Annotated in this window: 16 protein-coding genes and 1 tRNA gene; 9 read left to right on the top strand and 8 right to left on the bottom strand. The window is 61.8% G+C overall.

Annotated features, from left to right (window positions below; genetic code table 11):
- Positions 1–22: 22 nt before the first annotated feature.
- From coaE to AOP74_RS08945, 3 genes are all read right to left on the bottom strand, one after another.
- Entirely contained in the window at positions 23–619 is a 597-nt protein-coding gene (coaE, locus tag AOP74_RS08955; RefSeq protein WP_061962049.1) for a dephospho-CoA kinase, read from the bottom strand.
- Positions 620–728: 109 nt separating this feature from the next.
- Positions 729–2213, bottom strand: coding sequence for a 30S ribosomal protein S1 (rpsA, locus tag AOP74_RS08950; protein ID WP_061962048.1), 1485 nt, complete (start codon positions 2211–2213; stop codon positions 729–731).
- A gap of 131 nt (positions 2214–2344) precedes the next feature.
- Positions 2345–2743 (bottom strand): FAD synthase family protein, encoded by a 399-nt coding sequence (locus AOP74_RS08945; RefSeq protein WP_061962047.1) that lies wholly within the window; start codon positions 2741–2743, stop codon positions 2345–2347.
- Positions 2744–2796: 53 nt separating this feature from the next.
- On the opposite strand from AOP74_RS08945, the gene AOP74_RS08940 reads away from it, so the two are divergent.
- A complete protein-coding gene (locus AOP74_RS08940) occupies positions 2797–4113 on the top strand; it encodes a CDP-glycerol glycerophosphotransferase family protein (RefSeq protein WP_152649257.1) in 1317 nt (438 codons plus the stop codon).
- 81 nt (positions 4114–4194) lie between these two features.
- Here the strand turns inward: AOP74_RS08940 and AOP74_RS08935 are convergent, their stop codons facing one another.
- Positions 4195–5217, bottom strand: coding sequence for a 6-phosphofructokinase (locus tag AOP74_RS08935; RefSeq protein WP_061962045.1), 1023 nt, complete (start codon positions 5215–5217; stop codon positions 4195–4197).
- Between the two features lie 9 nt (positions 5218–5226).
- Complete coding sequence (polA, locus tag AOP74_RS08930; protein ID WP_269078716.1) at positions 5227–7884, bottom strand: DNA polymerase I; 2658 nt, start codon at positions 7882–7884, stop codon at positions 5227–5229.
- A gap of 18 nt (positions 7885–7902) precedes the next feature.
- Here polA and AOP74_RS08925 point away from each other — a divergent pair, with 18 nt between their 5' ends.
- Genes AOP74_RS08925 through AOP74_RS08905 form a run of 5 tightly spaced genes read left to right on the top strand, consistent with a single transcriptional unit; the run spans position 7903 to position 12044 of the window.
- Positions 7903–8316, top strand: a complete 414-nt coding sequence (locus AOP74_RS08925; RefSeq protein ID WP_061962044.1) for a PaaI family thioesterase — start codon at positions 7903–7905, stop codon at positions 8314–8316.
- A 53-nt stretch (positions 8317–8369) separates the two neighbouring features.
- Positions 8370–9509 (top strand): branched-chain amino acid ABC transporter permease, encoded by a 1140-nt coding sequence (locus tag AOP74_RS08920; protein WP_061962043.1) that lies wholly within the window; start codon positions 8370–8372, stop codon positions 9507–9509.
- A gap of 3 nt (positions 9510–9512) precedes the next feature.
- Entirely contained in the window at positions 9513–10490 is a 978-nt protein-coding gene (locus AOP74_RS08915; protein ID WP_152649256.1) for a branched-chain amino acid ABC transporter permease, read from the top strand.
- On the top strand, positions 10483–11319 hold the full coding sequence (locus AOP74_RS08910; RefSeq protein ID WP_061962042.1) for an ABC transporter ATP-binding protein: 837 nt from the start codon (positions 10483–10485) through the stop codon (positions 11317–11319). Before AOP74_RS08915 ends, AOP74_RS08910 begins: the two co-directional genes overlap by 8 nt.
- Positions 11316–12044, top strand: a complete 729-nt coding sequence (locus tag AOP74_RS08905; RefSeq protein WP_061962041.1) for an ABC transporter ATP-binding protein — start codon at positions 11316–11318, stop codon at positions 12042–12044. The genes AOP74_RS08910 and AOP74_RS08905 overlap by 4 nt, the downstream gene beginning before the upstream one ends.
- A 468-nt stretch (positions 12045–12512) precedes the next feature.
- Here the strand turns inward: AOP74_RS08905 and AOP74_RS08900 are convergent, their stop codons facing one another.
- The gene (locus AOP74_RS08900) at positions 12513–13796 is read right to left on the bottom strand and encodes an ABC transporter substrate-binding protein (protein ID WP_061962040.1); all 1284 of its coding nucleotides are present in this window, start codon (positions 13794–13796) and stop codon (positions 12513–12515) included.
- 192 nt (positions 13797–13988) lie between these two features.
- Entirely contained in the window at positions 13989–14696 is a 708-nt protein-coding gene (locus AOP74_RS08895) for an ANTAR domain-containing response regulator (protein ID WP_082096219.1), read from the bottom strand.
- On the opposite strand from AOP74_RS08895, the gene AOP74_RS08890 reads away from it, so the two are divergent.
- The 3 genes from AOP74_RS08890 to cls all read left to right on the top strand — a co-directional run bounded on the left by AOP74_RS08890 (position 14669) and on the right by cls (position 16791).
- Positions 14669–14742: transfer RNA gene (locus AOP74_RS08890), tRNA-Leu, on the top strand. The two genes, AOP74_RS08895 and AOP74_RS08890, sit on opposite strands and share 28 nt — an antisense overlap.
- Before the next feature lie 58 nt (positions 14743–14800).
- Positions 14801–15274: a methylglyoxal synthase gene (locus tag AOP74_RS08885; protein ID WP_061962038.1), complete on the top strand. Its 474-nt coding sequence runs from the start codon at positions 14801–14803 to the stop codon at positions 15272–15274.
- 56 nt (positions 15275–15330) lie between these two features.
- Complete coding sequence (cls, locus tag AOP74_RS08880; RefSeq protein WP_061962037.1) at positions 15331–16791, top strand: cardiolipin synthase; 1461 nt, start codon at positions 15331–15333, stop codon at positions 16789–16791.
- 121 nt (positions 16792–16912) lie between these two features.
- On the opposite strand, the gene pyk is transcribed toward cls, so the two are convergent.
- On the bottom strand, positions 16913–18334 hold the full coding sequence (gene pyk / locus AOP74_RS08875; RefSeq protein ID WP_061962036.1) for a pyruvate kinase: 1422 nt from the start codon (positions 18332–18334) through the stop codon (positions 16913–16915).
- Between the last annotated feature and the right edge of the window lie 12 nt (positions 18335–18346).

Here is an 18346-nt window from a genome sequence, read left to right as displayed (position 1 = left end):
GCGTCACCTGTGACACGCAACGTCAGTGTTGCGGGATGTGATGCTTCCAGAACTCATCGACCTGAGAGCGCAGACTCTCAGGACTCGCGTTGCCATCGAGCACGACATCGGCGATCGCGGCACGGTCCGCGTTTGAAGCTTGCGCAGAGATGCGCCCGCGGGCTTCTTCAAGTGACAGGCCGCGCCCCTCGACGAGTCGGCTCAGCCGTACATCCGGATCAGCTGCGATCGTCACCACCATGTCGAAGTCGGCGTCTTGCCCGCTCTCCACCAACAACGGAATGTCATGAACGACCACAGCGACCCCGTCTGCCCGCGCACGTTTGTCGGCGGCCTGGCCCATTGCGAATACGTAAGGATGGACGATGTCGTTCAACTTTTGCCGCGCGTGGTCGTCGCGAAAGACCACTGCAGCAAGTGCCGCGCGATCCAACGCGCCGTCAACCACCATCCGGTCACCAAATGCGCTGACGATGTCGACAAGCGCGGCCGAACCCGGCGCGACGGCGCGCCGAGCAAGGTCATCGTGGTCGACGACAAGCGCGCCACGTTCCTTGAAGCGGGCCGATGCGGTGGACTTGCCGGCCGCGATCCCCCCAGTAAGTCCAATGCGGAGCATGACGTGAGTCTGGCAGTACGAATCCCACTAAAGCAACTTGCCGGTCACAACAAACGCAAACGGCCCCGACACCATGCGGTGTCGGGGCCGTTTGTCAAGCGTGTGGCGTTTAGTTGCCAGTCAGCTTCTCGCGCAGTGCAGCGAGGCGCTCGTCCGAAGCGAGCGTTCCGCTGTCCGACGACTCGTCCTGCGAAGAGTACGACGCTGCGCCGCCCTCAGCCTTGGTACGACGACGGGGTGCTGCGGCCTCGGTGGTCTCAGCCTCTGCGGCCTGCTCCTCCTGCTTCGCAACGAAGCTCTTGTGAGCTTCCCAGCGCTCGTGAGCCTTGGCGTAGTCCGCCTCCCAGGCCTCGCGCTGCTCGTCGAAGCCATCGCGCCATTCCTGGGTCTCGGGGTCGAAGCCCTCGGGGTACTTGTAGTTGCCCTGCTCGTCGTACTCCGCGGTCATGCCGTACAGCGCGGGGTCGAAGTCCTCACCAGCGGGGTCGACACCCTCGTTGGCCTGCTTGATGGACAGCGAGATACGGCGACGCTCGAGGTCGATGTCGATGATCTTGACGAAGACCTCTTCATCAGCCTGGACGACCTGCTCGGGCAGCTCGACGTGGCGAACAGCCAGCTCGGAGATGTGAACGAGGCCTTCGATGCCGTCGTACACACGCACGAATGCGCCGAACGGAACGAGCTTGGTGACCTTGCCGGGCACAATCTGTCCGATGGCGTGGGTACGTGCGTACACAGCCCAGGGGTCTTCCTGCGTTGCCTTGAGCGACAGCGAAACACGCTCGCGGTCCATGTCGATGTCGAGAACCTCGACCTCGACCTCCTGGCCGACCGACACAACCTCGTTGGGGTGGTCGATGTGCTTCCAGGACAGCTCGGACACGTGCACGAGGCCGTCAACGCCACCGAGGTCAACGAACGCACCGAAGTTAACGATCGACGACACGGTGCCCTTGCGGACCTGGCCGGGCTGCAGAGCGGTGAGGAAGGTCGAACGAACCTCAGACTGCGTCTGCTCGAGGAAGGCACGGCGCGACAGGACCACGTTGTTGCGGTTCTTGTCGAGCTCGATGATCTTCGCTTCGATCTGCTGACCGATGTAGGGAGCGAGGTCGCGCACACGGCGCATCTCCACCAGCGATGCGGGCAGGAAGCCACGCAGGCCGATGTCCACGATCAGACCACCCTTGACGACCTCGATCACGGAACCGGTGACAACACCGTCTTCTTCCTTGATCTTCTCGATCGAGCCCCATGCCCGCTCGTACTGAGCGCGCTTCTTGGACAGGATGAGGCGGCCTTCCTTGTCCTCCTTCTGGAGAACGAGGGCCTCGATGGTGTCGCCAACTTCGACAACCTCGTCAGGATTTGCATCGTGACGGATCGACAGTTCGCGTGAAGGGATCACGCCTTCGGTCTTGTAACCGATGTCGAGAAGAACTTCGTCACGATCAACCTTGACGATGGTTCCTTCGACGAGGTCGCCGTCGTCAAAGTTCTTGATAGTCGCGTCGACGGCTGCGAGGAAATCCTCAGCGGAGCCGATGTCGTTGACGGCGATAGGGGTGGACTCGGGGGTGGATACGGACATTAAGGAGTAGCTCCGATGGACGGTGGTAAGTGGATAAGTGTGTTGTTACTGCACCGCGCGCACGTACGCACACACGGCCAACGGATATCCTACCTCGAAACTCCCACTGGGCACAATGCTGTGCCCGCGTGTCAGTCCTGCCGCTCCTTGATGTCCTGAATGATGTCCGTCGTCGACACATCTGCGGTCCGCGGAAGGTAAACCACTTCACAAAGCTCACGGTAGTGATCGAACTTGCCGGCCCAGTCATCACCCATCACGAGAATGTCCGCGCCGAAGCGCTGAATGTACTCGCCCTTGAGCTCTAGCGACTCTTCAACAAAGACCTCATCGACGCACGCCAACGACTTGATGATCGATACACGGTGCTCTTCGCGGTAGACCGGGTAGCGCTGCTTCTTCGAGAAGTTCAGGTTGTCTGACGACACACCGACCGTGAGGTGATCGCCAAGATCTGCGGCGCGCACAAGCATATTGACGTGGCCGATGTGGAAGACGTCGAACGTTCCAAACGTGAGTACACGGGTCATACGCCCAGGTTACGCGATGGGAAACACCGCTCGCGCCCCTAGACTGGTACACCGTGAACAGGATTTCTCGGGCATACCGGCGTAACCGTGCGCGCATGGCACGCCTGGTGCGCGCAGTGCAGGACCGTACTCTCGGACCGCGCTTCCTTAAGCAACCCCTGCAAGAAGACGTCATTGTCTATACGTGCGTGTGGCACCGTGCGCCACGCGGCAACCCGCTCGCGATCTACCGCAAACAGCAGGAACTCGCGCCACACCTCAAGGCCGTGTGGATTGTCCGCAAGCAGGATGTCCACTTGGTACCCGAAGGCTTCGACTACGTCACGCCGCGCACTGTGGACTACCTGCGGCTCATTTCGACCGCGAAGTACTTCGTCGATGATGCCAACCCGCACTGGAGCGTGCCTCCGCGCGAGGGTCAGGTCTATGTCGAGACTCACCACGGCACGGCGTTGAAGTACATGGGTGCGGATCGCCACTTCTCCGGCAAGCGTCCCTCCAACGACACCATCGTCACGATGCACAAGCGCTGTCAGCGTTGGACTTACAGCCTGTCAACAAGCCCGTATCTCACCGAGGTGTGGCGGCGCGCGTACAACAACGACTGCGCGCAACTCCCCGTCGGATCGCCACGCAACGATCGCCTCATTCACGCGACCGACGAAGACCGCGAAGCGGCTCGAGAGCGCCTTGGACTCGCCGACGGCGAGAGGGCTCTGCTCTACATGCCGACATGGCGAACGCGACGCGGCCCTAAGGAGGCAGATTTCGACCTGTCCGCCTTCGCTTCCTTGCTGCCTGAAGGAGTCCGTCTCCTGGTTCGCGATCACTACTACCACGACAAGCGTGGGCGTAAAGCGATCCCCGATTCCGTGATCGATGTTTCACAGGGCTGGGAAGTAGAGGACCTGTACGTCGCCTCTGACGCGCTCATCACCGACTATTCGTCGGCCATGTTCGATTACGCCCTCATTGATCGACCCATCCTGCTGTTCTGCTTTGACTGGGACCGCTACCGCTTCGAACGCGGGGCATACTTCGACATCACGGTTGACGCCCCCGGTCAGGTCACGTTCAACGCCAATGGGCTGCTCGATGCAGTGCTCACAGCTTCGTATGAGTCTCCCGAGTACGAAGAGAAGCGGGCATCGTTTCGCGAACGCTTCTGTACCTACGAGAAAGGCAACGCCGCGGAACTCGTCGTGCGCAAGGTATTCCTCCACGAGGACGTTGTGCAACCAGAGCCGCCGCGCGATGGCTCGGTGCCAACGACGGTGCTCGGATGGACCCCTCACCCGCACGTGCTCTTCCCCGAGGACCCCTCGCTAGAAGAGTTGCTACCGCCGGCACCGCCTACATTGCTTCACTAGCGTCAGCCCCGCCATGTAGACATCGCGAAGGGGGCCAGCCACAGAATTGTGGCTGGCCCCCTTCGCGATATCCGGGGACCTCTACAGGCCGTTTGCGGCTGCGAACAGCTCCTCAGGAACCCACTTGGTCTTGCCCATCATGGTCTCAAAAGGTTCGAGCACGACGTGCTCGCCCTGAAGCGCCGTGTACTTGCCCGTCTCCCCCGAGACGATGCCGTCAATGGCAGCGATTCCCATGCGGGTACCGAGCAAACGATCGGCCGCCGTCGGAACGCCACCGCGTTGCACATACCCGAGCACGGTAAGACGAGTGGGAAAGCCGGTCGCTTCCTCGATGGCTCGGGTCACTGCAGAGCCGATCGATCCCGCAATGGGATTCCCCTTGGCGTCCAGAGTGTCCTCGGCGTTCCAGCGCGACCCCTCCTTGGGCACAGCGCCCTCAGCGACCGCAACGATGGAGAAGTCCTTGTAGCGGTGGCGGTGGCGGATCTTCTTGGCGATCTTGTCGATGTCGAAAGGATCCTCTGGCGCCAGAATGATGTCTGCGCCGCCGGCGACGCCCGCCGTCACGGCAATCCAGCCGCTGTGGCGTCCCATCACCTCGACAACCATGACCCGGTTGTGCGATTCAGCCGTGGAGTGGAGGCGATCGATGGCCTCCGTCGCGATGGAGACGGCGGTATCGAAGCCGATAGCGGCATCGGTCCCGACCACGTCGTTATCGATGGTCTTCGGGATTCCGATGACGGGTACGCCCAGTTTCTGCGAGACCTTACCGGCCGCCTTCAGCGTGCCGTCGCCGCCGATGCAGATGAAGCCGTCGAGCTTTTCGTTGTCGAAGGTGTCCTTGACCGCTTCCATGCCGCCGTCGACCTTGTGCGGGTGGCACCGAGCGGTGCCCAGCATGGTGCCACCGTGGACCAAGATTCCGCTGACATCGTCACGGGTCAACGGGATGGCGTCACCGGCAATCACACCCTCCCAACCGTTGCGGAAGCCAACGATCGAGCATCCGTGTTCGGAACTTCCTCGCTTCACCACCGCTCGAATAGCTGCGTTGAGTCCGGGGCAGTCTCCCCCGCCGGTCAAAATTCCAATACGCATATGTTCACCCTAGTGTCCGGCGGATCGCCAATCGGATCCCGACCCGACATTCACGTCAAGCGGCACCGATAATTCACCCGCGGCGTGCATCTGTTCGCGCAGAATCTGCTCCATGGCTTCAGATTCACCGGGAGCAACTTCAACGACGAGTTCATCATGGACCTGGAGGAGCTGCCTAGACCGCAGACTTTGGTCCCGAATGGCCTGGTCAACGCCCAACATTGCACGCTTGATGAGGTCGGCCGCGCTCCCCTGGATCGGGGCGTTGAGCGCCGCGCGCTCCGCAATGTCACGTCGCTGCCTGTTTGTCGATGTCAGATCTGGGAAGTAGCGGCGGCGCCCGGCGATCGTTTCGGTGTAACCGTCGCGCCGAGCTTGTTCGACGACCTGGTGCAGATAGTCACGTACTCCGCCGAAGCGAGCGAAGTAGTCGTCCATCAGCCGCTGGGCTTCTCCCACCGGCACTCCCAGTTGGCGAGCCAGGCCGAAGGAGGACAGGCCGTAGGCCAGCCCGTAACTCATCGCCTTCACTTTGGAGCGCATCTCCGCCGTGACATCGTCAGGCTCGACACCAAAAACCCGGGCACCGACGAAGCGGTGCAGGTCCTCTCCTGCACGGAAAGCCTCGATCAACCCTTCATCGCCACTGAGATGGGCCATGATGCGCATCTCGATCTGGCTGTAGTCGGCAGTCAAAAGCGTTTCAAAGGCATCACCGACCACAAAGGCCTCGCGGATTCGGTGCCCCTCTTCGGTGCGAATCGGAATGTTCTGCAAGTTGGGATCGCGCGAGCTGAGGCGCCCTGTCGACGCGACAACCTGACTGAATGTGGTGTGAATCCGTCCGTCCGAACGAACCGCTGCAGACAAGGTCTCGATGATCTGACCCAGTTTGGTGGCGTCGCGGTGAGCCAAAAGCGCTTCGAGGAACGGATGCGGGTTCTTTGCCTGTAGATCGGCAAGGGACGATGCGTCCGTTGAGTAACCGGTCTTGATCTTCTTGGTCTTCGGCATACCCAGGCGCTCGAAGAGCACTTCTTGCAACTGCTTAGGCGACCCAAGGTTGACCTCAAGACCATCGATAGCCGCAAATGCTTGCTCAGCCGCAGCATCGGCCCGCTCCCTGGCGGCGTCGCGACGATGGCCCATGCGGTCGCCGTCAACGGCAATTCCGGAATGCTCCATGCGCGCCAAGACCTCGATCAGTGGAATCTCGAGTTCTTGATACACCTGCGTCATGCCACGCCTGTCGACTTCTGCCATCAACTCGGCCGCCAACGCAGCGACATGTGCCGCTGTGGTGCCAGCTTGGATGGCAACACTGTCACCGAGCCCAAGGTCGAGTTCGCCGGCTCCGCCACCGGTCGCGGGTGAGATACCCAGGTAACGCTGAAGCACGGCCTCGAGGTCGAAGCCACGCTGGTCGGCGTTCACCAGGAACGCCGCGATCTGCGTGTCACCGACAATCCCGTTGAGTTCCCATCCCCGGGACTGCAATGCGTGCCACGTGTCCTTGGCGCTGTGGCACGTCACGCGAACGTCGGGGTCGGCGAGCCACGTCGCCAAGCGCTTCTCGTCCTTGGTCGACAGGTCCGCGAGGTCTACGCCCCAGGCATGTTCGTCGACGCTCACACCGAGTGCCCACGCGTCCGCATCTTCGCCGGTGCGGCCGTCGACATGGATCGTGACCTCGCCGGCGAGCCCAACGATCGCATCGACAGCGCCTTCTGTCACGACATCAACCTCGTCAGGCTGGTCGGGAGCGTCGTCCGTGGAGTCGCCGATCACCAGCGGCATCAGTCGCTCGCGCAAGGTGCGGAACTGGAGTGCGTCGCAGACCTGATGGACAGCGGCGGCGTCCGCGCCCTGGTACTCGAGGTCTTCGAGCGGGACGACGACCTCAAGGTCCGTCAGGAGGTGGTTGAGTTCACGGTTCAACCTGACGTTGTCGAGGTGGTCGCGCAAACTCTGGCCGGCTTTACCCGGAAGGTCATCAGCCTGCTCAAGAATCTGCTCGAGACCGCCGTACAGCCCGATCCATTTGGCAGCTGTCTTGGGGCCCACACCGGGAACACCTGGAAGGTTGTCGCTGGTCTCCCCTACGAGAGCCGCCAAATCCGGATACTGCGATGGAATGACGGCGTACTTCTCTTCCACTGCTTGGGGAGTGAAGTGCACCAAGTCCGAGACTCCCTTGCGGGGATACAGCAACGTGACGTCCTCGGTCACGAGTTGGATGGTGTCGCGGTCGCCGGAGACCACCAGGACCCGCATGCCAGCTTCGCGACCCATGCGCGCATACGTGGCTAGCAAGTCATCAGCTTCATAACGATGTTTGTCGACTGCCGAGATCCGCAGCGCGTCGAGCATCTCGCGGATGAGTGGCACTTGGGGCTCAAAGTCCGGAGGGGTCTCATCGCGCGTCCCCTTGTAACTGGGGAGTCGTTCAGTACGGAATGTGCCACCTGGCAGGTCAAACGCCACCGCCACATGCGTGGGCTCATGCTCGCGCATCAAAGTCGCCAACATGGTCGTAAAGCCATAGACAGCGTTCGTTGGGACGCCAGTCGAGGTCGCGAAGTTCTCGACGGGAAGCCCGAAGAACGCTCGAAAAGCCATCGACAATCCGTCAATCAGCAAGAGTGTTGGTCTGGTGTTGTCGCTCACTGTGACAACCTATCTCCTATGACCGACAATGACGCGGCCACCTCGCTGCCCGGCGATGAGGCGAATCTCATCACCCTGCTGGGCATCACAATCGACGAGGAAGCCGCCGAACGAGTCTCCGGCACAATGCCGGTCGCGGGCAACACCCAGCCCTACGGCCTGCTCCACGGTGGCGCATCTGCCGCCCTCGCCGAGACCTTGGCGTCGATCGGCGCCATGCACCATGCAGGAGCCGACGGCATCGCCGTCGGAGTCGACCTCAACATCACTCATCATCGCCCCGCATCAGCGGGTCACGTGTACGGAGTCGCCCAGCCTCTACACCTGGGACGCACGACAGCCACGTATGCGGTGGGCATTACGGACGAATCCGGACAAACAATCGCAACGGCGCGATTGACTTGTGCGATTCGGCCGCGCCGTGCCACATGACGGAAACATCACTCCGTTAGGTTGTACGGCACAACGAAACCCTGGGAGGGGCCTTGACGAACAGAATCGACCGGCGCGTTGTGCTCCGTGCGCTGATCGTCCTCGTGGTGGCTGCTGCCGCCGTTACTTTTCTCGGATCGCTAGGAAGCTCAGCGGTCGCGAGTACGCCGGAGGTCGCGTCATACGCGGCCGGTGCGACAAGTGACGCGACAGCGGGGATCACGCAGGCGAACACCATTCATGCAGAGGCCGTCTCCGATGACGGATCCACTGAAACCAACCGCTACCTGCAGCAATTTGTGAACGGCATTGTCTTTGGACTGCTGCTCGCTCTTGCCTCAGTCGGCCTATCGCTCATTTACGGAACAACCGGGCTCAGCAACTTTGCCCACGGCGAGCAGGTCTCGCTCGGAGCTCTGCTGACGTTCTTCTTCACTACTCAGCAGACGGTGTCGATCCCGTTCGTGCCAGTGGAGTTCACGATCGGGTGGCCACTCATCCCGTCGGCGCTCGTCGCGATCGTGCTCGCAGCCGGCACTGGTTGGCTCCAGGACCGCTTCCTATGGTCCCCGCTACGCCGACGCCGCGTCTCGATCGTGCAACAGATGATCGTGTCGATCGGACTGTCTCTCGCCCTGTTGAACTTCATCCAGTGGTGGTTTGGCGCTGAGCGCCAGCGCCTGTCGACCTCGATCGATACCCGCATCGACTTCGGCATGTTCGAGGTTGGGCAGTCCACTTTGTGGTCAGTTTCGATCTCCGTGATCTGCCTGGGAGCCGTGGCGTTCTTCCTCCTCAAGACCCGTACCGGCCGCGCGACTCGCGCAGTGTCCGACAACCCAGCCCTGGCATCGGCCTCCGGCATCCGTGTCGAACGCGTCATTCGCCTGGTGTGGATCATGGCCACCGGTCTTGCGGCCATCGGCGGAATTCTTCTTGCCATCTACGACAACGCCGCCGCGTTCGACGTGGGCGCGCGCTTGCTGCTCCTCATGTTCGCGGCAGTGACCCTGGGCGGTCTGGGCCAGGCCTTTGGTGCACTCGTCGGCTCGCTGGTCATTGGCGTGGCTGTCGAAATGTCCACCCTGTGGCTCGGAACCGACCTCAAGTACGCGGTGGCCCTCGCCATCCTGATCTTGGTGCTGCTGGTGAGACCACAAGGAATCCTCGGACGAGCGGAAAGGGTGGGTTAAGTCATGTTGGATATTCTCCTCGATGCAGTAACGGCCCTGTTTGCGCCCGCAACAGCCGCCTTCGCATTGGCCGCTATTGGTCTGAACTTCCACTTCGGTCTCACGGGACTGCTCAACATGGGCCACGCCGGCTTCATGTTGCTCGGTATGTACGGCTACGCAATCTCGACACAGAACGGGCTCCCGATTTACGTGGCGCTCGTGATCGGTGTCCTCGCTGCAGCCGCGTTCGGTCTGCTTCTTGGCTGGCCGACTCTGAAACTCCGTGGCGACTATCTCGCCATCGCGACGATCTCCGCCGCGGAGCTCATTCGCTACCTGGGTCGCTCGAACTCGCTTCAAGCGCTCACCGGAGGATCAACCGGTATCCGCGGAAGCGACTTCAAGTTCACCTTCGAAGAGCTCAGCCCGCTACCGGATGAGAACATCACGATTCTCTTCTGGACCAACCACGGCACCAAGTCGTCGAGCTGGTGGCTGCACATCGTCGCGTGGGTGATCGTGTTGCTCTTTGCCCTGCTGTTCTGGCAGCTGGCGCGCAGCCCCTGGGGACGAGTGCTCAAGGGCATTCGTGAAGACGAGGATGCCGTGCGATCGCTCGGCAAGAACGTCTACGCGTACAAGATGCAGGCGCTGGTTCTGGGTGGCGTGATCGGAGCGCTCGGCGGAATCTTGTGGGCACTAGGCAATTCGGTCCAACCGGACTCAATGGGCCGTCCCACAACCTTCTGGCTATGGACACTGCTGCTCCTCGGTGGCGCGGCCACTGTCTTTGGCCCGATCCTCGGCTCCATGATCTTCTGGAGCGCGCTGGTCATCGTCAAGGGCCTGTCGTCTGCATTCATTCCGACGTCAGTGCTGTCGCCCGTTGAGCTCGAGCCGTTCTCGCTCGTCCTCGTGGGTGTCACCCTGATGTGCCTGGTGGTGTTCCGACCGCAAGGAATCCTCGGTAACAAGAGGGAGTTGGCTTTCAATGACTGATCCATTCGCAGATGTTCCCCACGAGCCGGGCGCACCCAAGCCTGACCCGATCGTCATTGCCGACCACGTGCACCGCCACTTCGGCGGACTCACGGCCGTCGATGTCGAACACTTCGAGGTGCAGCGCAATCAGATCACCGCGTTGATCGGCCCCAACGGTGCAGGCAAGTCGACCTTCTTCAACCTCTTGACGGGGTTCGACAAGCCGCAGACGGGTGAATGGCAGTTCAATGGCCACTCGCTTGTGGGCACCTCGCCGGCAAAAATCGCACGGGCCGGAAAGGTCCGTACGTTCCAGTTGACCAAGGCTCTCAACCGCATGACTGTCATTGAGAACATGCGCTTGGGCGCGGCTGACCAGCGCGGAGAGAAGTTCTTCCAGGCGCTCGTGCCGGGTTTGTGGAAGCAACGCGAGAAGGACATCACCGAAAAGGCTGACGTACTCCTCAAGCGCTTCAAGCTGTACGAGAAGAAGGATGACTACGCGGGCTCACTCTCCGGTGGTCAGCGCAAGCTTCTCGAGATGGCACGCGCGCTCATGTCCGATCCCGAGATGATCATGCTCGACGAGCCGATGGCTGGTGTGAACCCAGCCCTCACCGAGTCGCTGCTGGAGCACGTGGTTGAGCTGCGTGACGAAGGTAAGACGGTTCTGTTCGTTGAACACGATATGCACATGGTCCGCAGGATCGCGGACTGGGTTGTGGTGATGGCAGAAGGCAAGATCATTGCCGAAGGCCCCGCCAACACAGTCATGGCGAACAAGGCCGTCCAGGACGCATACCTGGGAGCCCACCACGACACCGACCTATCGGAGGACGCCTCATGAGCGACGCACCTGTCATCGTCCACGCTGACGACCTCTACGCGGGTTACCTGCCCGGTATCGACATCCTGAACGGTTGTTCGATGGAGGTTCGCGAAGGCGAACTCATCGGCATTATCGGCCCCAATGGTGCCGGTAAGTCGACCTTTCTGAAGTCGCTCTTTGGTCTGGTTCCGATCCGCACAGGAACGGTGAAACTCGGCGAAGAAGACATCACCAATAAGCGCGCTGACGATCTCGTGAAGCGTGGCATTGGCTTTGTCCCGCAGAACAATAATGTGTTCCCTTCGTTGACCGTTGCGGAGAACCTCGAAATGGGCGCCTACCAGCGACCCAAGATGTTCAAAGAACAGATGGGGCGCATTGGCGAGCTCTTTCCCAAGCTCATTGAGCGCAAGGATCAGCGCGCTGGATCCCTCTCTGGTGGTGAACGTCAGATGGTCGCAATGGCCCGCGCACTCATGATGAATCCCAGCGTGCTACTCCTCGATGAGCCGTCTGCGGGGTTGTCACCGGACCGTCAGGATGAGACGTTCGTCCGCACGCGCGAGATCAATAAGACGGGAGTCACCGTCATCATGGTCGAGCAGAATGCACGGCGCTGCCTGCAGATCTGTGACCGCGGGTACGTCCTAGACCAGGGAACCACGGCGTACACCGCCACGGGTCAGGAACTCCTCAAGGACCCCAAGGTCATCGAGCTCTATCTGGGAACGCTGGGAGCTTAAGTCCCGCACTCCCCCGATTCACCTTCTGAGGCCCGTCAGCGTTGCGCTGGCGGGCCTCAGTCGTCTCTCTAGCGCTACGCACGCTTTGTCGCGCAGAGGGGCGGTAGAGCAGCGCTCCCAGCCTGTGGCGATGGAGCGAGGCATGACGCTGCCTGAGGCGCTGGGATCCGTCATCACGGAGCCCGGTGAGAACGTCCCACGGATGCGCTGGGGCTCCCCAACCGTGCCAGTTGCCACGAGGCCACGAGGCCACGCCTTCGCCAGCACTCCCCCGTCACCGCACAGATGTCGGAAGTTCACCACGGGACTTGATGGTCGCGGCTCTGCAGAATGCCCCGTAGCTACCGCTCCCCTCACGGCGACGCAATCTGCCGGACCTGCCGTGCACCAGATCGCGCAGGGGACGCAAAGAAGGGCCCCGGCCGAAGCCGGGGCCCTTCCATTAATGCTTATCAGCGAGTCGCGAGCTTAGCTCTCGGGAACCTCACCGAAGACCTCAGAGACCCAGCTCTGAGTGTTGTTCTCGTCGAATTCGTAGACACCCACGAATGCGGCCGACGGGTCGTTGGACTCGTTGAACGGTCCAACACCAGAAACTGCCTGGTAGTTGATCTCTTCGCCATCCTCAAGGAGTCCAGCGCACTCCTCGAATCCGGTGCACTCGGTGCCGCCGGTCGAACCCGAGACAGCAGCCATCGAGCCCTGGATCGAAGGACCGTCGGTGGCACCAGCGTGAACCGCGGCGAGCGCGATCAGCATGGTTGCGTCGTAGGACTCAGGACCGTATGCCAGCGAGTCGAGGGGCTCGCCGTAGGCCTCTTCGAGGCGCATAGCGAACTCATCCGATGCCTGGGCACCGGGGATGGTTCCCTGTGCACCCTGGATGGCACCCGGGTCGAAGTCACCCGAGTAGTCAGCGGTGTTACCGTCCGTCATGTAGAGCATGTCGGAGGTCATGCCAGCCGAAAGCAGTTCAGGAACGATCTGCTTGGTCTGATCGAACGCGATCACGACGATGGCCTCGGGGTCGGTCGCCATGACGGCCTCCACCTCGGCGGTGAAGTTGGTCGCAGCGGGGTCGAACTCTTCACCGGGGTTACCGTACGTGATGGTACCGCCAGCCTCTTCGACCGTGGCCTTCACAACGTCGCGCAGGCCGGTGCCGTAGTCCTCGTTGAAGACCAGCAGACCAACATTGGTGTGACCGTCATCAAGGATGAGGTTGGCCAGCGCGTTGCCCTGAACCGAGTCCGGCGGAGCGGTACGGAAGAAGAAGTCGTCGTAGCCGGACAGCGCAGTCGCGGTGTTAGCAGGCGACACCTGCACGACCTCGGCTGCAACAACGTCATCGACGAAGTTCAGTGTCACTGCAGACGACGCAGCACCGACAATCGCGGACACGCCGTCCGAGATGAGGTCGGATGCCGTCTGCGGAGCAATGTTCGCCTGCTGCGTGTCGGACGAGTCACCGTGGATGATCTCCACAGGGCTGCCCAGCACGCCGCCGGCGTCGTTAATCTCATTCGCAGCGAGGTCGACTCCCGCGACCTCGGGGGGTCCAAGGAATGCCAGCGAACCGGTCAGCGGCAATACGGTGCCGATCTTGAGCGCTTCGGTTGATCCGCCCTCGGAGCTGCCGCCGCCGGATGCCGAAGCATCAGCGTCGGAGTCACCTGACGAGCAGGCGGCGAGAGCGAGCGAGGCTGCAGCCAGTACGGCTCCACCTCGCGCGATGGTGTTCCATCGTGCCATGGTGTATCCCTCCACAACTGACGAAGAACCAGCCTTCGTCAGCCCATAGCCCCAGGGACCGTCCCTGGTAGCAATGAGTTCACGCTATCGAACTTAGATTTCGTGTAGGGGACAACCGCATCACAATTCCGTGATGTGCCGGACATATTGTCGCGAGATTCATGACAATGCGGACATGTAGCAGTGGGGAAACTACTTTCCTGACATCTGCTCAATGACGGCTTCTGCCACTTCCTTCATCGTCAAACGGCGATCCATCGACGTTTTCTGAATCCAGCGGAAGGACTCTGGCTCGTTGAGCTTCATCTTTTCCATGAGCAGGCCCTTGGCGCGCTCAACCTTCTTGCGGGTGTCCATGCGCTCATTGATGTCGGCGATTTCCGACTCGAGCGCGCGGATCTCCACAAAGCGCGACGCAGCAATCTCGACCGCGGGCAGAAGGTCTGCCGGAGTGAAGGGCTTGACGACGTACGCCATGGCTCCCGCGTCACGCGCGCGCTCGACCAACTCTGTCTGGGAGAACGCGGTGAGCAGCACGACGGGGGCAACACGCGCGGCAGCGATCTGCTCCGCGGCGGTGATGCCATCCATCACGGGCATCTTGATGTCCATGACGACGACGTCGGGCTTGTGCTCCTTGGCCAGCGCTACGCCCTCTTCACCGTTGGCGCCCTCGCCAACGACGTCGTAGCCGCCCTCACGGAGCGTCTCCACGATGTCCATGCGGATGAGAGCTTCATCCTCCGCAACGACAGCACGGCGCTTTTTGGTCGCCGGCGCCTCGGTCGCGGCAGTTTCAGCCGTCTCAGGCGCGGCAATGGTCTCTGATGTGTCTTGCGTATCCGTCACAGGCGCTAGCCTAGTCTCCGAAGGCCCCGATAGCCCAACCGGCAGAGGCATACGGCTCAAACCCGTACCAGTGTGGGTTCGAATCCCACTCGGGGCACGCGGCGCCCTTGGCGCCCGTGCCGTGCGCGAAGACGCTCTCGTCCCTGGAGGATGCTGTGACCGAACAGACCCGGACCATCGCGGGAGCGAAGCACATCGCTCTTGTCGCACACGACAACAAGAAGCCTGAACTCCTTGAATGGGCAACGTTCAACAAGGGTTCGCTCTCTCGCCACCACCTTTACGCCACGGGCACCACAGGCTCGATGCTTGAGGAAGCGCTGGAGCTGCCAGTCACCCGGTTCTTGTCCGGCCCCATCGGCGGCGATCAGCAGGTGGGTGCCCGCATCGCCGAGGGCGGCATCGACATGTTGGTGTTCTTCTGGGACCCACTTCAGGCGCAGCCGCACGATCCAGACGTGAAGGCCTTGTTGCGCCTGGGAAGCGTGTGGAACATTCCGATGGCCTCGAACGTGGCCACGGCAGACTTCCTCATCTCCTCTCCCCTGTTCAGCGGCACCTACAAGCGCACCACGCCCACGCACGGCCCACGTGACTGGACCACGCTCAAGGCCGACGAGAACGACTGACGGACTGAGGCACGCGGCGATCACAGCATCGGCCCTGCCCCACATGAAGGAACCCCATGCCCGCCTTTTTCTCAGCGCTCCAGGTCTGGCCGATCCTTGCGATCGTCGAGCTCGCGATCAGCATCATCGCACTGATCTACATCCCGCGCGGCCGCAAGCCCACCGCAGCGATGGCGTGGCTCCTGCTGATCTTCCTGACGCCCTTCATCGGGCTCGCGCTGTACCTCCTGATCGGTAACTTCCGCCTTCCCAAGCGGCGCCACGAAGCACAGAGAGCGGCGACGAAGCGAATCGCCGAACTGTCTGACGGTCACACGGATGTGGACGCTCCGCGGTGGCTCCAGCGCGTCGCGCAACAAAATGAGTCACTCACCGCGCTTCCGGTCGTGGGCAATTCGTCGGCGGAGCTCATCGACGACTACCAGGGCTCGATCGACGCCATGGCGAGTGCGATCGATCAGGCGCGCGACTACGTCCACATCCAGTTCTATATCGCGGCCTGGGACGACACCACGCGGGGCTTCTTCCAGTCGATGGAGCGCGCGGTCAAGCGAGGCGTGACCGTCCGCTTCCTGGCAGACTACGTCGCGTCCCGCAGGATCCCGCAGTCCAAGGAGACCTTCGCGGAACTCGACAGGATTGGTGTCAAGTGGTCCTGGATGCTACCCGTGCGGCCGTTCAAGGGCGAGTACCAGCGCCCGGACCTCCGCAACCACCGCAAGTTGGTGGTCGTCGACGGTGAGGTGGGCTTCGTCGGGTCACAGAACCTCATCTCGCGCGACTACAACGCGGAGAAGAACATCAAGCGTGGCCTCATGTGGCACGAGCTTGTCTCAAGAGTCGAAGGTCCGGTCGTCGCACAGGTCGATGCCGTCTTCCTCTCCGACTGGTACTTCGAGACTGGCGAGGACCTGTCAGATACAGAACGAGTTCCGGCGTCGCAGGTCCCACAGCCCATCGGCGGCACGCTCGAATGCCAGATGGTGCCCAGTGGGCCGGCGTACGACACGGAGAGCAACCTCCGTATGTTCCTGTCGCTCATTCACGGCGCCAACGAGCGCATCATCCTCACGAGCCCGTATTTTGTGCCCAACGAAGCGATGATCTACGCGATCACCACGGCCTGCCAGCGGGGCCTCGAGGTGCAACTGTTTGTCTCTGAGGTGGGCGATCAGGGCACCGTCTACCACGCGCAACGGTCGTACTACGAGACGCTTTTGCGCGCCGGCGTGAGGATCTTCCTCTATCCCGCGCCGTACATCTTGCACTCCAAGCACTTCTCGATCGACGACACCCTCGCTGTGATCGGGTCGAGCAACATGGATATCCGCTCGTTCACCCTCAATGCTGAGATGTCGCTCATGGTCCGCGGCGACGACTTCGTCAACCAGATGCGCGAGATCGAGACGAAGTACCGCGAAGCCAGCCGCGAACTCACCCTTGACCAGTGGCTGCAAGAGCCAGCGCGATCACGCTTCCTCGACGGTGTGTTCCGTCTGATTTCCGCACTCACGTAACGGGCCGATGCCACGGTGACCCTGGCATCGGCCCTCCCCCACGTCGTTTATCCCCCTTACACACGACGAGAGCCCCGCACCAACCGGTGCGGGGCTCTCGTCGTTCAAGCGGGTTGCGGAGTTAGCCGCGGACCTGGCCCACCTTGTGCACGAAGATGGCGTTGGTTGTACCAGCGACGCCCACGGGCGAACCAGAGACCACCACGACATACTCGCCGTCAACGGCCTTGCCGTTGTCCTTGAGGTACTTGTCGACCAAGTTCACCATGTCGTCGGTGCTGTCGACGCGCTCAACGAGCTCGGCATCCACTCCCCAGCTGAGCGCGAGGCGCTTCTGAGTCTTGGCCTCCGGCGTGAAGGCCAGCATGGGAACCGACGGGCGCAGACGCGCCATGCGCACTGCCGAGTCACCGGACTGCGTGAACGTCACGATGTACTTGATATCCAAGACGTCGGCGATCTCTGCTGCCGCGTGGGTGACCGCGCCACCGCGGGTCTTGGGCGTGGTGAGGAACGGGGCGATACGGCTGTAGCCCTTCTCCTCCGTGTTGCGCACGATGCGCGCCATGGTCTCGACCGTCACGATCGGGAAGTCACCCACCGAGGTTTCACCGGAGAGCATGACCGCGTCGGTTCCATCGAGGATGGCGTTGGCGCAGTCAGAGGTCTCGGCGCGGGTCGGAACTGGTGCGTGAGTCATGGACTCGAGCACCTGGGTGGCGACGATGACGGGCTTGGCGTTGGCACGGCACAACTCGATGGCGCGCTTCTGAACCAGCGGCACCTCCTCGAGCGGAAGCTCAACACCGAGGTCTCCACGAGCGACCATGATGCCGTCGAAGGCGTCCACGATCTCTTCGAGGTTGTCCACGGCCTGCGGCTTCTCAACCTTGGCCACGACCGGAACGGTCACGCCCTCTTCGGCCATGATGCGTGCGACGTCCTCGTAGTCGGCCGCGGAACGCACGAACGACAGCGCGATGAAGTCGGCGCCAATCTTCAGGCCCCAACGCAGGTCGTCCTGGTCCTTTTCCGACAGTGCGGGAACGGACACAGCGACACCGGGCAGGTTGATGCCCTTGTTGTTGGAGACGGGGCCGGGAACGACAACCTTGGTGACGACGTCCGTGTCGGTGACCTCAGTCACCTCAAGGCGAACCTTGCCGTCATCGATCAGGAGGACGTCACCGGCGGAGCAGTCTCCGGGCAGACCCTTGAAGGTCGTGCCGCAGACGTCCTTGGTACCCTCGACGTCGCGCGTGGTGATCGTGAAGACGTCACCAACCGCCAAGTCGTGGGGGCCATCGGCGAACTTCTCAAGGCGGATCTTGGGACCCTGCAGGTCGACGAGGACGGCGACGTTGCGGCCAGCTTCCTCAGCTGCCTGACGAACGTTCTTGTAAACCGTCTCGTGCTCTTCGGTGCTGCCGTGCGAACGGTTGATGCGGGCGACGTCCATGCCCGCATTGACCAGTTCACGCATGCGCTCGAGCGGCGCGGTGGCCGGCCCAATCGTGCAGACAATCTTTGCTTTTCGCGACATCTAGCTTCCTCG

This window comes from Demequina flava (assembly GCF_000975035.1).
GTDB lineage: Bacteria > Actinomycetota > Actinomycetes > Actinomycetales > Demequinaceae > Demequina > Demequina flava.
Note: the sequence above shows the minus strand (reverse complement) of the source record. Positions and strands in the feature narration are given on the sequence as shown.

Bases quoted from the DNA above. Each gene is read 5' to 3' on its own strand.
- coaE (WP_061962049.1), bottom strand. From the start codon at position 619: ATGCTCCGCATTGGACTTACTGGGGGGATCGCGGCCGGCAAGTCCACC.
- rpsA (WP_061962048.1), bottom strand. From the start codon at position 2,213: ATGTCCGTATCCACCCCCGAGTCCACCCCTATCGCCGTCAACGACATC.
- AOP74_RS08945 (WP_061962047.1), bottom strand. From the start codon at position 2,743: ATGACCCGTGTACTCACGTTTGGAACGTTCGACGTCTTCCACATCGGC.
- AOP74_RS08935 (WP_061962045.1), bottom strand. From the start codon at position 5,217: ATGCGTATTGGAATTTTGACCGGCGGGGGAGACTGCCCCGGACTCAAC.
- AOP74_RS08925 (WP_061962044.1), top strand. From the start codon at position 7,903: ATGACCGACAATGACGCGGCCACCTCGCTGCCCGGCGATGAGGCGAAT.
- AOP74_RS08915 (WP_152649256.1), top strand. From the start codon at position 9,513: ATGTTGGATATTCTCCTCGATGCAGTAACGGCCCTGTTTGCGCCCGCA.
- AOP74_RS08910 (WP_061962042.1), top strand. From the start codon at position 10,483: ATGACTGATCCATTCGCAGATGTTCCCCACGAGCCGGGCGCACCCAAG.
- AOP74_RS08905 (WP_061962041.1), top strand. From the start codon at position 11,316: ATGAGCGACGCACCTGTCATCGTCCACGCTGACGACCTCTACGCGGGT.
- AOP74_RS08900 (WP_061962040.1), bottom strand. From the start codon at position 13,796: ATGGCACGATGGAACACCATCGCGCGAGGTGGAGCCGTACTGGCTGCA.
- AOP74_RS08895 (WP_082096219.1), bottom strand. From the start codon at position 14,696: ATGCCTCTGCCGGTTGGGCTATCGGGGCCTTCGGAGACTAGGCTAGCG.
- cls (WP_061962037.1), top strand. From the start codon at position 15,331: ATGCCCGCCTTTTTCTCAGCGCTCCAGGTCTGGCCGATCCTTGCGATC.
- pyk (WP_061962036.1), bottom strand. From the start codon at position 18,334: ATGTCGCGAAAAGCAAAGATTGTCTGCACGATTGGGCCGGCCACCGCG.